Annotated in this window: 11 protein-coding genes; 6 read left to right on the forward strand and 5 right to left on the reverse strand. The window is 52.2% G+C overall.

The genetic code is table 11. From position 1 onward, the window contains the following. Positions 1 to 16 precede the first annotated feature (16 nt). From BG55_RS10510 to erpA, 3 genes are all read left to right on the forward strand, one after another. On the forward strand, positions 17 to 466 hold the full coding sequence (locus BG55_RS10510) for a cupin domain-containing protein (protein ID WP_034937263.1): 450 nt from the start codon (positions 17 to 19) through the stop codon (positions 464 to 466). 201 nt (positions 467 to 667) lie between these two features. Next, on the forward strand, positions 668 to 2101 hold the full coding sequence (clcA, locus tag BG55_RS10515; RefSeq protein WP_034937265.1) for a H(+)/Cl(-) exchange transporter ClcA: 1434 nt from the start codon (positions 668 to 670) through the stop codon (positions 2099 to 2101). An 88-nt stretch (positions 2102 to 2189) separates the two neighbouring features. Further along, positions 2190 to 2534, forward strand: a complete 345-nt coding sequence (gene erpA, locus BG55_RS10520; RefSeq protein ID WP_034937268.1) for an iron-sulfur cluster insertion protein ErpA — start codon at positions 2190 to 2192, stop codon at positions 2532 to 2534. Between the two features lie 130 nt (positions 2535 to 2664). On the opposite strand, the gene btuF is transcribed toward erpA, so the two are convergent. Both btuF and mtnN read right to left on the reverse strand, forming a co-directional pair. Further along, the gene (gene btuF / locus BG55_RS10525) at positions 2665 to 3468 is read right to left on the reverse strand and encodes a vitamin B12 ABC transporter substrate-binding protein BtuF (RefSeq protein WP_034937422.1); all 804 of its coding nucleotides are present in this window, start codon (positions 3466 to 3468) and stop codon (positions 2665 to 2667) included. Next, entirely contained in the window at positions 3452 to 4150 is a 699-nt protein-coding gene (gene mtnN / locus BG55_RS10530; protein ID WP_034937269.1) for a 5'-methylthioadenosine/S-adenosylhomocysteine nucleosidase, read from the reverse strand. The genes btuF and mtnN overlap by 17 nt, the downstream gene beginning before the upstream one ends. 176 nt (positions 4151 to 4326) lie before the next feature. On the opposite strand from mtnN, the gene dgt reads away from it, so the two are divergent. The 3 genes from dgt (at position 4327) to BG55_RS10545 (ending at position 8817) form a co-directional block, all read left to right on the forward strand. Further along, complete coding sequence (gene dgt / locus BG55_RS10535) at positions 4327 to 5841, forward strand: dGTPase (RefSeq protein WP_034937271.1); 1515 nt, start codon at positions 4327 to 4329, stop codon at positions 5839 to 5841. A 146-nt stretch (positions 5842 to 5987) separates the two neighbouring features. Continuing rightward, positions 5988 to 7421, forward strand: a complete 1434-nt coding sequence (gene degP, locus BG55_RS10540) for a serine endoprotease DegP (protein ID WP_034937272.1) — start codon at positions 5988 to 5990, stop codon at positions 7419 to 7421. Positions 7422 to 7659: 238 nt separating this feature from the next. After that, complete coding sequence (locus BG55_RS10545) at positions 7660 to 8817, forward strand: CdaR family transcriptional regulator (RefSeq protein WP_034937274.1); 1158 nt, start codon at positions 7660 to 7662, stop codon at positions 8815 to 8817. Positions 8818 to 9162: 345 nt separating this feature from the next. Here BG55_RS10545 and BG55_RS10550 read toward each other — a convergent pair whose 3' ends face one another. From BG55_RS10550 to glnD, 3 genes are all read right to left on the reverse strand, one after another. Further along, positions 9163 to 9555 carry a DUF3461 family protein gene (locus tag BG55_RS10550; protein ID WP_034937276.1) on the reverse strand — a complete coding sequence of 131 codons (393 nt, stop codon included), beginning with the start codon at positions 9553 to 9555 and terminating at the stop codon, positions 9163 to 9165. A 317-nt stretch (positions 9556 to 9872) separates the two neighbouring features. Beyond that, the gene (gene dapD, locus BG55_RS10555) at positions 9873 to 10697 is read right to left on the reverse strand and encodes a 2,3,4,5-tetrahydropyridine-2,6-dicarboxylate N-succinyltransferase (protein ID WP_034937278.1); all 825 of its coding nucleotides are present in this window, start codon (positions 10695 to 10697) and stop codon (positions 9873 to 9875) included. A 113-nt stretch (positions 10698 to 10810) separates the two neighbouring features. Beyond that, positions 10811 to 13456, reverse strand: coding sequence for a bifunctional uridylyltransferase/uridylyl-removing protein GlnD (glnD, locus tag BG55_RS10560; RefSeq protein WP_034937280.1), 2646 nt, complete (start codon positions 13454 to 13456; stop codon positions 10811 to 10813). Positions 13457 to 13500: the final 44 nt, after the last annotated feature.

The following is a 13500-nucleotide window of genomic DNA, read 5'->3' on the forward strand; positions in this document are numbered from 1 at the left end:
AACTTCGGATAACATCTTGAAAAAATTGATACATTTATTTCTGGCTACAGCGAGTTTGTATGTTTCTGTGACCGCAGATGCACAAACCCTTAAAACCACAGCCGACCAGCATCGTATTCCCGCAATAAAGCTGATCAACACGGCGGGCAATCACTCCGCTTTTATTAAGGGCTCAATTCCTTCTCTGGCGAAGTTATCTTCAGACGGGCTCTACTTCAGCAATACTTTTGAACAATGGCAAAAAGGGGTACATCCCGCGCCGAAAAAGCAGTATGTGGTCACCCTTAAAGGGAAACTCAGATTCAGGGTCAGCGATGGCTCGACCTTTATTATCCAGCCGGGCACGGTGCTGCTGGCGGCGGATACGCAGGGAGAAGGGCACAGTTGGGATATTCTTGATGGTGAGGAATGGATGCGTGTTTATATTCCGGTCGGGGATAACGACCATTTTATTGCCGACAGATAAACAGACGTTTTCGCATATCAAAACCCCGGTCATCAGAGCCGGGGGCATTCCACGCTAAGTTATCAGGCTGTTTTACAGAAATGGCTGGTACGCATGCAGGTGCGCTGATACCCGTGTCAGGAAAAGAGGTTATTTTCCTGCGGGACTTCTGCGCTCAGTGGCGTAAGATACCCACCTTTCCCAAAAGAATAATTCCGGCATATGACTGAGCCAACCTCTTCGACTGATACGTTAAATGTCGTCCCGGCAAGACGCAGTGATTTTCTCCGTCTGCTACTGCGACGTGATAAAACCCCGGCAATGGTGCTGGTGATGGCAGGTATCGTGGGTATCCTGGCGGGGCTGACAGGTGTTGCCTTTGAAAAAGCCGTTACCGCGGTGAGCACCTGGCGACTGGCAATTCTCTCCCATGTGCAAAATCACTGGCTGCTGGCTTTTCCTCTGGCGTTCATTCTCTCTGCCGCACTGGCGCTTATCGGCTATTACCTGGTGCGTCGTTTTGCGCCTGAGGCATCCGGTTCAGGAATTCCTGAGATTGAAGGGGCGCTGGAAGAGCTGCGGCCAGTGCGCTGGTGGCGTGTCATTCCGGTAAAATTTATTGGTGGGATGGGAACGCTGGGCGCAGGGATGGTGCTGGGGCGTGAAGGGCCGACGGTTCAACTGGGCGGAAACGTCGGGCGTATGGTGCTGGATATTTTCCGCATGAAAGGGGCTGAGGCTCGCCATTCCCTGCTGGCGACCGGGGCTGCTGCTGGCCTTTCCGCTGCGTTCAATGCGCCGCTGGCCGGCATCCTGTTCATTATTGAAGAGATGCGCCTGCAATTTCGCTACAGCCTGATCTCAATTAAGGCAGTATTTATTGGCGTCATCATGTCCAGCATTGTGTTTCGCTATTTCAATGGCGAACATGCGGTGATCGCCGTGGGCAAACTGGCTGACTCGCCGGTCAACACGCTGTGGCTGTATCTGTTGCTGGGCATGATTTTTGGTGTGGTAGGCGTGGCGTTTAATGCACTGATTTTTAAGGCTCAGGATATGTTTCAGCATCTGCATGGTGGCAACCTGCGTAAGATACTGATTATGGGCGGGTTGCTCGGCGGAATATGTGGCGTGCTGGGGATGATCGAGCCTGAAGCGGCCGGGGGCGGCTTCAATCTGATTCCGATTGCCGTTGCGGGCCATTATACCGTGGGGATGCTGCTGTTTATTTTTATTGCCAGGGTCATAACCACCTTGCTGTGCTTCGGGTCGGGCGCACCTGGTGGGATTTTTGCCCCCATGCTGGCGCTGGGAACCCTGCTGGGGACGGCGTTTGGCATGGCCAGCGCGTCGCTGTTCCCGGCTTATCACCTTGAGGCAGGAACCTTTGCCATTGCCGGGATGGGGGCGTTGTTTGCCGCATCCGTCAGGGCTCCGCTGACGGGTATCGTGCTGGTGCTGGAGATGACCGACAATTATCAGCTGATTTTGCCGATGATTATTACCTGTCTGGGTGCCACCCTGCTGGCTCAGTTTCTCGGTGGCAAGCCGCTTTACTCTTCCCTCCTTGCCCGCCTGCTGGCAAAACAGCAACGGGCAGATGATGCCGCCGCACAGAAAGCTGTGCATCCTCACCCTGTGCAGGCTGATACTTGATTGCTGCACTACGCTGTAAGATAATAACGCCATTAATGGTCGAAATATGACCTGCCGGGCGAAGGCCCGTATGTAACCGGAGTAATACATGAGTGACAATCCAGCTCTGCCTCTGCAATTTACCGAAGCCGCGGCCAGTAAAGTCAAAAATCTGATTTCAGACGAAGACAATCCCGATTTGAAACTGCGCGTTTATATTACCGGTGGTGGCTGTAGCGGTTTCCAGTATGGCTTTACCTTTGATGATAAGGTCAACGACGGCGATATGACTATCGAGAAAGCCGGTGTTGCGCTGGTGGTTGATCCGATGAGCCTGCAATATCTTGTGGGTGGTTCGGTCGATTACACCGAAGGTCTTGAAGGTTCGCGTTTTGTGGTGACCAACCCTAACGCCAAAACCACCTGCGGTTGTGGATCGTCCTTCAGTATCTGAATAACCTCGCCCCAAAGCATTCGCTGCGGGGTTTTGTTGTTTCCGCCGTAATATCCCTCTTCGTAAACTCTGTTCAGATATCGATACCGCACCTCATCCGGTCGCATTGTCTGGTTTGTCCAGCCACAAATTACTTTGCTGTCTCAGGATGCAGTGCATGACATAACTGTTGCGCGGCAAGCAGGATGCGCGGGCCGGGCCGACTGAACCAGTCATCTTTTAGTGCTATCGCCGTGACGTTAAGCTGCGGTTGCCAGAAGGCTTCCACCGATGAAACGTGTTGTGGCTCACCGACGAATACGATCACCTGCGGATGGCGTATCAGTACCTGTTCGCGGCTGACCTGTGGCCAGGGGATGCGACTGTTGGCAAAAATGTTCTCGCCTCCACAAAGTTGCAGGATTTCATTTTGCAGGGTGTGACGCGAAGCGGTGAATAAAGGCTGCTGACTGAATTGCAGAAACACGGTTTTTTTTGCCAGTCCGGCGTAACGTTGCTGTAAAAGATCACGGTATTGTTGCAGTCTGTGGGCTTCCTGTTCCGCTTTTTCAGGTTGCAGGCTCCACTTTTTTAAACTGAGCAAGCTGGCGATCATCTCGCTGAACGTTGTTGCATCGATCCATTCCACCCGGATGCCAAAAGCTTTCAGTTGATCCACCTGGCGCTGCGGATTACCCCCTCGCCATGCCAGAACCACATCAGGTTTAAGCCCGATAATCCGTTCCGTGTTGATCCCCTGCCAGCTGGCAACCTGCTGAATGCCGCCAGCCTCCGGCGGGTAGTCTGAATAGCTGCTAACCCCGACCGGGGTGATCCCGGCTGCAAAGGCCAGCTCGGTCAGGGCCGGGGAGAGTGTTATTACCCGTGGAGCGGAGTTGGCTGCCGCCGTGCAACAGAGCAGCAGCAGCCAGAGGGCGTTAATCACCTTTGAGATGTGCCAGCAGCGTTTCAACCAGCAGTGAGGACTGAGCAGCCGCGACGGTAAGGAACTCTTCGAAGCTCAGATGGGAGGACTGGTCGGCGACATCAGAGATCGCACGGACCACAACAAAAGGTGTACCAAACTGGTGACAGACGTGGGCAATCGCCGTCGCTTCCATCTCTACCCCAACTGCCTGTGGGAAGGTGGCACGAATGCGGGCCAGAGGTTCTGCGCCATTGATAAAAGCATCGCCACTGACCACCAGGCCACGCACGGCATGCAGGCCAAGCTGCTGAATGCAGCGCTCAGTGGCAGCGATGAGTTCCGCATCCGCTGCAAAAGCCGCCGGACAACCTGCCATCTGGCCCGGCTGATAACCAAAGGCGGTAACATCGGCATCGTGATAACGTACTTCGTCAGAAACCACGATATCACCCACTTTCAGGGTTGCGGCAAGACCGCCGGCAGAGCCGGTATTGATAATCACATCTGGTTTGCACATTTCCAGCAGCAGTGTGGTTCCCAGCGCAGCGGACACTTTACCGATACCCGACTTTAACAGCGCCACCTCCACGCCATTAAGTGTGCCTGTATAAATTTCGCAGCCTGCCCGCGTAATGGTCTGGCGATTTTCTATTTTGTCACGCAGCAGCACAACTTCCTGCTCCATCGCACCAATAATGCCTGCTTTCATAGGGATACTCGCTAATGTTGTGGAACAACTCGTCAGATATGGTGCATAGTTTACCATGATTAACCAGGGCTGACTCCTCACTGGCGGTGTGAGCCAGTCAGTAGCAGAGTTGGCCTGATTATCTGCGGTTAAGACGTTACTCAACTCACCCAGGCAGCCTGTTCGGGGGGACGACTATGCCCGTTGTCGATTTCAGGAAGAAATTCAGTTTTGAAAGACCGTTTAATAACCGCGAGCAGCCCCAGGGTGAATATCGCATCACCCGGCATTTTGAAAGCGATCGCGGCAGGATCATTAACTCTGCGGCCATCCGCCGCCTGCAACAGAAAACCCAGGTTTTTCCGCTGGAAAGAAATGCTGCCGTCCGCTCCCGCCTGACACATTCGCTGGAAGTTCAGCAGACCGGTCGCTACATTGCCAAAGAAATTATTCAGCAGTTAAAAGCCCAGCCTGGCGGTCTGGAGCAATTTGGTCTTGCCGATTTTGCCGGCGCATTTGAAAGTCTGGTTGAAATGTCGTGCCTGCTGCATGACGTGGGTAATCCCCCCTTTGGTCATTTTGGCGAAGCGGCTATTAATGACTGGTTTAAATTGAATCTGCCCGGATTACTGATTGAACCGTCAGACGCGGGGGTGAAAAACAGTGAACAAAATGAAGCATTTCTGGCGATGAATGCAAAGCTACGCCAGGATCTCTGCCATTTTGAAGGCAATGCTCAGGCTATCCGGTTGGTTCACACGCTTTTACAGCTCAATCTCTCTTATGTGCAGGTCGCCTGTATTCTGAAATATACTGCGCCAGCCTGGTACAGCGGCGAAAAACCCGAACGCTTTGCTACCCTGATGAAAAAGCCGGGTTATTATCTTTCGGAAGAGAAGTTTGTCTCAGAATTGCTTCGGGCCACGTCGACAGAACAATATCATCGTTTCCCTCTGACCTATATTATGGAAGCCGCAGATGATATTTCCTATTGTATTGCCGATCTTGATGATGCTGTCGAAAAAGCTATTTTTAGCGTTGATCAGCTTTATGGCTATCTCCAGGCTGAGTGGCAATTGCTGAAAACGAAGAAAAAAGTCAATTCGGATGCGCTGTTTGTAAAGATAATCGACTTTGCTTACAGTGAAGCGCAAAGCAAAGAGCGTTACCGTAGCCGTAGTGACACCTTTTTTATGAAGCTCAGGGTGGGCGTACAATCCGTATTGGTTGAACATGCGGTCAGACGTTTTATTGATAATATTGCCGCAATATATCAGGGAGATTTCAACCATTCGCTGCTGGAAGATGAAAGTAATGAAAGCCAGCTACTGGCCTTATTTAAAGTGGTGGCAAGGAAACATGTATTTAATCATGCTGAAGTTGAACAGCTTGAATTACAGGGTTATCAGGTTATAAGAGGCCTTCTGAATATTTATCAGCCGTTGTGGGCGATGTCATATTCTGATTTTAACATTCTGATTAATGAAGACTTTCATAAAGATTACCCTATTGAAACACGTTTATTTCATAAACTCTCAGGAAAACACAGAAAAGCCTACTCCGTACATATGCGTAGTTTGAAAGTGAGTTATCCTTTCGAGCGATTTCTGTGGGAAAAGTATTATCGGGCACGCCTGTTACAGGATTATGTCAGTGGCATGACCGATTTGTATGCGTGGGATGAATATCGTCGTCTGATGGCGGTCGAGTAATTTTCACCTGACCAGAATTTTGTAAAGATGCAGAATATTTTTTTACCTTTAGCTGAGACTTACTCATGAACTTAGCGCTAAAAATTGAATCTTATCCGGACAACCACTGCATGGTTGAATAATTGGACACTTTGAGAAACAGACGCATGAAAAAAACACTTTTAGCTAGCGCATTGGTTCTGAGCCTGGGAATGGCCATGAACCCAATCACTGTTTTGGCCGCAGAAACCGCTTCTTCCTCCAGCCAGCAACTGCCAAGCCTGGCACCTATGTTAGAAAAAGTGATGCCTTCAGTAGTGAGTATTAATGTTGAAGGGAGCACAACAGTACGCACACCTCGTTTACCCCAGCAGTTCCAGCAGTTCTTTGGTGGCAACTCGCCATTCTGCCAGGACGGTTCGCCTTTCCAGAGGTCGCCAATGTGCCAGGGGGGAAGCGATCAGGGACAGGGTGAGGGCAATACTCAGCAGGAGAAATTTCGTGCTCTGGGTTCCGGTGTGGTGATTGATGCCGCAAAAGGCTATGTCGTCACCAATAACCATGTGGTCAATAACGCCACCAAAATTCAGGTTCAACTGAGTGACGGGCGGAAATACGATGCGAAAGTCATTGGTAAAGATCCTCGTTCGGATATCGCTCTGATCCAGCTGGAAGAGGCGAAAAACCTGACAGCGATTAAGATTGCGGATTCCGACAACCTGCGGGTGGGGGATTACACCGTGGCTATCGGTAACCCTTACGGTTTAGGTGAAACGGTTACCTCCGGTATTGTCTCGGCGCTGGGACGCAGTGGCCTGAACGTTGAAAATTACGAAAACTTTATTCAGACCGATGCGGCAATTAACCGGGGCAACTCTGGTGGTGCGCTGGTCGACCTTAATGGTGAGCTGATCGGTATTAATACGGCGATCCTTGCACCTGACGGTGGCAACATCGGTATTGGTTTCGCCATCCCCAGTAATATGGTTAAAAACCTTACCGCACAGATGGTTGAGTATGGCCAGGTCAAACGCGGTGAGCTGGGTATCATGGGCACTGAACTGAACTCTGAACTGGCGAAAGCGATGAAAGTCGATGCGCAACGCGGTGCTTTTGTCAGCCAGGTTCTGCCAAACTCCTCCGCCGCGAAAGCGGGAATTAAAGCCGGGGACGTGGTGGTTTCCATCAACGGCAAGGCGATTGCCAGCTTTGCTGCCTTACGTGCTCAGGTAGGGACGTTGCCTGTGGGGAGTAAACTGGCGCTGGGTCTGATCCGCGACGGTAAACCCGTTACGGTTAACGTAGAGTTGCAGCAAAGCACCCAGACCAAAGTCGATTCCGGCACGATTTATACCGGCATCGAAGGGGCGGACTTCAGCAACTATGATGCCAAAGGCATCAAGGGCGTCAAAGTTGACAGCGTCAAGCCGGGTTCTGCTGCTGAACGTATCGGGCTGAAGAAGGATGATGTGATTCTGGGGGTTAACCAACAGGCCATCGCCAACCTGGGTGAACTGCGTAAGATCCTTGATACCAAACCATCGGTACTGGCGCTGAATATTCAACGTGGCGACAGCACTATTTATCTGTTGATGCAATAACCGTTCGTCGATGGCCAGGGCGCTGTAATCTTACCGCTCAGCGCACTGGCCCTCGTGCCCCTGTTACTCCGTATTAAATTTCCCGCTATTGCTTTCCGCCTGCTGACATTTCCCCTGACTATCTTTTCTGCTGTTGGCCATAATTTTTCGGTCTGGATCACGCTTGATGCATATGCACAATGTTTCGCTATCTTCCAGCGGGTATGCTGGCGGAATGATGCTTTTCAGGAGTTAATGGATGGCGACTTATCATCTCGATGCCCGCCTTGCCCAGGACATTGTTGCCCGGACCATGAAAATTATTGACAGTAATGTCAATGTGATGGACGCGCGAGGTCGCATCATCGGCAGTGGCGATCCAGAGCGAATTGGTGAAATGCACGAAGGAGCGTTACTGGCACTGTCTCAGGCGCGGGTGGTGGATATTGACGACGCTGTGGCGAGGCACCTGCATGGGGTAAGGCCGGGTATCAATCTGCCGCTGCGCATCGACGGAGAAATTGTTGGCGTAATCGGCCTGACCGGGGAACCTGTTGCACTGCGGCATTATGGCGAGCTGGTGTGTATGACTGCCGAAATGATGCTGGAGCAGGCGCGACTGTTGCATTTGCTGGCGCAGGACAGTCGCCTGAGGGAAGAGCTGGTGCTGAACCTGATCCGTAGCGATACGCTGTCTCCGGCGTTGACGGAGTGGGCACAGCGACTGCGGATCGATCTGAATCAGCCGCGTGTGGTAGCGGTGGTGGAGGTTGACAGTGGTCAGTTGGGAGTGGACAGCGCCATGTCCGAGTTACAACAGTTGCAAACCCTGTTGACCACACCGCAACGGGATAACCTGATTGCTATCGTCTCGCTCACTGAAATGGTGGTGCTGAAACCGGCCTTCAACGCTTATGGTCGCTTTGATGCGGAAGATCATCGCAAGCGGGTTGAGCTTTTACAGGCGCGGATGAAAGAGAGCGGCCATTTACGTATGCGCATCGCGCTGGGCAATTTTTTCACCGGGCCGGGCAGTATTGCCCGTTCTTACCGAACAGCCCGAACCACCATGCTGGTTGGCAAGCAGAGAATGCCGGAATTACGCAGCTATTTTTACCAGGATTTAGTGTTGGCGGTACTGCTGGACAGTTTGCGCGGTGGCTGGCAGGCCGGTGAGTTATCTCGCCCGCTGGCCAGACTGAAATCGATGGACAACAACGGCCTGCTCAAACGCACCCTGATCGCATGGTTTAGTCATAATGTGCAGCCTTCTGCAACGGCAAAGGCGCTGTACATCCACCGTAATACCCTTGAATACCGCCTTAATCGCATTTCAGAACTGACGGGCCTTAATCTGAGCAATTTTGACGATCGGCTGTTGCTCTATGTCGCTTTGCAGCTTGACGAAGAAGCCTGAGGCCTGGCATCCCGATAAATATGTGCAGATAAAAGATTATGACTGCGACGGCAACACCTCAAGATGCAGAGGTGGCAGGCAGCACTGAGTCAGCATCGTTTTGCTTATTATCAAAGTGATAAAGCACGTATCAAATTTTAATTAAGAAAATAATTTTGGCTTTCAATTTTCTTTGGCTTTTTCATCCGAATGAAATCTTTTTTGACAGGGAGTCTGACGGTGAAGGATATATAACCAGGCATCGGGTGTGCTTTAAAGGAGAGGGAAGAGTTATCACAACAACAGAAGAAAGGCTCCATAAGCTTGCAGGTTAATTATCTGCTAATGGAGCCATCAAAGAAGTGGTTAACGACTGCCGTTGGTGAGTTTTTCCAGGTCAGACTCAATTTCTTTGATCTTGTTGGTCACCACGCTTTCGAGGTGACGCAGATCGTCAAGGATCTTACGTTTTAAGTCCACTTCGGCCTGATCGCGTTGGCAAATCTGGTCCAGCTCATCAATAACGTAACGCAGGTTCGGGCTGATTTCCTGAATTTCTTTATAACCCTGGCTGACATTATCTGCCACCACGGTTTTGCGTTGACGTGGATATTTGAACTTAACGCTTTTGGCAAAAAATTCGCCTTTATCTTTGCGGAAGTAGATTTTCAGAATATCGTTGTTGGCTTCCTGACGCAGACTGTAACGGTCAATATCATCGGGATTAGAGATGCCGAGGCCTTTCAGATTGTCGTACATAGTTTTTTATTCCTTAACGGGAGAGTGTTGTTTTGGATGCGCCTGGCAAACCCTGTGCTCGTTATGGTGCTGAAGATGAAATCTGCCGCACCGACGGCTGAGAGATACCTCGAGTTTGCTTAGTCCGCTCATCCCGTACTTGTGACTCTGAATAAAAATCTGAAAAGCGATCGGGGAGCGTCTGTGCGCCTGACGGCGCGGATTATCGCCTGGTTATTACCCAATAGCATCAGTTGTTTTGCTACGCGAACCCGGTTTTTTACGGTCAGAAGTGTAAAGTTAAGATTACGGGCCACGAAGGTGGCCCGCAGAATCAGTTAATCAATGGTACGCAGCAGTTCGTTGATACCCACTTTACCGCGGGTTTTCGCATCCACTTTTTTCACGATAACCGCACAGTAGAGGCTGTAGCTACCGTCTTTAGATGGCAGATTGCCAGACACCACCACCGAGCCTGCCGGCACGCGGCCATAATGTACTTCGCCGGTTTCACGATCGTAGATTTTGGTGCTCTGACCGATGTAAACGCCCATTGAAATGACCGCGCCTTCTTCAACAATAACGCCCTCAACAATTTCTGAACGCGCACCGATAAAGCAGTTGTCTTCAATAATGGTCGGATTGGCCTGCAACGGTTCCAGAACGCCACCAATGCCTACGCCGCCGGACAGGTGAACGTTTTTACCAATCTGGGCGCAGGAACCAACGGTTGCCCAGGTATCCACCATTGAGCCTTCATCCACCCACGCGCCGATATTAACGTAGGAAGGCATCAACACCGTATTACGTGCAATGTAGGCCCCCTGACGAACGGCGGCAGGTGGAACCACGCGGAAACCCTCTTTTTTGAAACGGGCATCGTCGTAGTCTGCGAATTTCATTGGCACTTTGTCGTAAAAGCGGCTTTCTGCGCCGTCAATCACCTGATTGTCATTGAGGCGGAACGACAGCAGCACGGCTTTTTTCAGCCACTGATGGGTGACCCACTGACCATCAATTTTTTCGGCCACGCGCAGGGCACCACTGTCCAGCAGGCTGATAACCTGGCTGACCGCTTCACGGGTGACCGTGTCAGCGTTAGTTGGCGTCAGCTCGGCGCGACGTTCAAAGGCGCTTTCAATAACATTCTGTAATTGTTGCATTAATCTGATTTCCTGTATCAAAACATCATTCCCGGACTGGCCTGATTCAGGGGCATATCACCACGCTATCTGCCATGCCAGCCCTGGAAGGCGGGGTAAAAAATAAATCCGGGTCACACTTTATCGTTTGGATTAAGGGCCGCTGTCAACCGTTCTCGTATCAGGTCACATAATTCCGCACTGAGCGCATGACGCTCGCTGTCGGCAAGAATAAAGAGATCTTCTACCCGTTCACCAATGGTGCTGATACGCGCACCATGCAATGACACGCCCAAATCAGCGAAAACTTCGCCGACTCGTGCCAGCAGACCGGGTTGATCCAGTGCGATCAGTTCCATGTAGGTCCGGTTATCCGTGTGTGTGGGCAAAAACTTGGTTTCAGTTTCCACATTAAAATGTTTTAACCTGGCCGACTGACGTCGGGTTCTGGGGGGCTGCCAGTCAGTCTGGCCGATAGCCTGCTTCAGCGCTTCACTGATCATTTTGTGACGATCGGGTGCCAGCGGGCTGCCATCCGGCTCCAGTACAATAAAGGTATCCATCGCCATGCCATCCCGGCTGGTAAAAATCTGGGCGTCATGCACGCTCAGATTACGCCTGTCCAGCTCACCGGCCACGGTGGCAAAGAGATAAGGCCGGTCACGGCTCCAGATAAAAATCTCTGTACCGCCGCGTGTCGCCTGCGGGCTGACCAGCACCAGGGGGGCGCTCAGGTTATGGTTCATCAGATGGCGGGCGTGCCAGGCCAGCTGATTTGGCGTGTGACGCAGGAAATAGTCTGCCCGGCAGCGTCGCCAGATGTTGTGTAGCGCCCGTTCGTCAATATTGTCCATACGCAGCAGTGCCAGTGCCTGAAGGCGATGATGGCGAACACGTTCACGCAGGTCCGGGCTGTTTTCCATGCCGCGGCGGAGCTGTTTTTCGGTGGCAAAGAACAGTTCACGCAGCAGACTCTGCTTCCAGCTGTTCCACAACGTTTCATTGGTGGCACAGATGTCGGCCACCGTCAGGCAGACCAGATAACGCAGACGGTTCTCGTTTTGCATGACTTCAGCAAATTGCTGGATCTCCGTCGGGTCCTGAATATCGCGTCGTTGTGCCGTTACTGACATCAGTAAATGATGGCGCACCAGCCAGGCGACCAGCTGCGTCTCGCGGGAGTTCAGACCGTGTAGCCCGGCAAATTCCAGTGCATCCTCTGCGCCGAGAATGGAGTGATCCCCGCCCCGACCTTTGGCGATGTCGTGGAACAACGCCGCCATCAGCAGGAGTTCAGGTTGCGGTAATCTTGGCCAGATTTCCACGCAGAGCGGATGGCGTGGGCGGGTTGCCTCGTCGGCAAAACTCTCCAGTTTTTGCAGTACGCGGATAGTATGTTCATCAACGGTGTAAGCATGAAACAGATCGAACTGCATCTGTCCGACAATGTTGCCCCACTGCGGCATATAGGCCCATAACACGCTGTGGCGATGCATTGGCACCAGCGCCCGACTGACCGCACCGGGATGACGCAAAATGGCCAGGAACAGCTGGCGAGCTTCGGGGATATGGCAGAGCGGCTGTTGCAGATGGCGGCGGGCGTGGCGCAGCTGGCGCAGGGTGGTGGAGTAAATGCCTTTAATATTTGGCGTGCGCACCATGGTGTAGAACATGCGCATAATCGCTTCTGGCTGGCGGGCAAACAGCGTCTCATCAATCAGGTCGATTAGCGGACCGCGCAACTGGAATTCTTCATCAATAGCGCGCGGCTTTTCATCTTCGCCCAGTGCGAGGATGGCTTCGTCAAAAAGTTGCAGCAGCATCTGATTCAGTTCGCTGACGCGGCCGGTCACGCGGTAGAAATCTTTCATCATCCGTTCGACAGACTGGTTGCCTTCACCCTGATAATTCAGGCGCTGGGCCACGTTCAACTGGCGATCGAACAGCAGGCGGTTATCGTAGCGTGGTAACGAAAGGTGCAGGGCAAAACGGATGCGCCAGAGAAACATCTGGCACTCATTAAGCTCATTACGTTCGGCCTGAGTCAGAAAACCAAAACCCACCATCTCCTCCAGCGAGGTGGCACCAAAATGACGGCGTGCGACCCACATCAGCGTGTGAATATCACGCAGCCCACCCGGGCTGCTTTTGATGTCGGGTTCCAGGTTATAACTGGTACCGTGATAGCGCAGATGACGCTCCTGCTGCTCGGTAATTTTGGCGGCAAAGAAACGATCGGAAGGCCAGAAGCCGTCGCTGAAAACGTTTTTCTGCAATTCCAGGAACAGCGCGACATCCCCGGTAAGCATACGGGATTCAATCAGATTGGTGGCGACGGTCAGGTCTGACAGCCCCTCCAGCAGGCACTCTTCCAGCGTCCTGACGCTGTGGCCTACTTCCAGTTTTAAATCCCACATCAACGTCAGCAGTTCGCTGGCACGTCGGGCGTCTTCCGCAGAGAGAGGGGGGCGGCTGAGGATGAGTACATCAATATCGGACAGGGGATGCAGCTCCCCCCGGCCGTAGCCTCCGACGGCAACCAGAGCAATATCATCCTGCTTCGGAAAACCAAAAAAGCGCCAGAGACGACGTAGCAGGCGATCGATAAACAGGGTGCGGGCACCGATCAGTTTTTCCACTTCCACGCCCTGGTCAAAAGCCTTTGCCAGTTGCAGTTGGAAATGCTCCAGATGTTGCCTGAGCGCCTCACGCGTCAGTTCGCTGTCATCCCACTTTGCCGCAGAGTCCGCCAGCCCGTATTTTTTTAGTCTCTCAGTCACGCCAGTGCTCCAGTGTTGCTTAGCCAGGGAATATCGGATGGTGC

The organism is Erwinia mallotivora (assembly GCF_000590885.1).
Classification (GTDB): domain Bacteria; phylum Pseudomonadota; class Gammaproteobacteria; order Enterobacterales; family Enterobacteriaceae; genus Erwinia; species Erwinia mallotivora.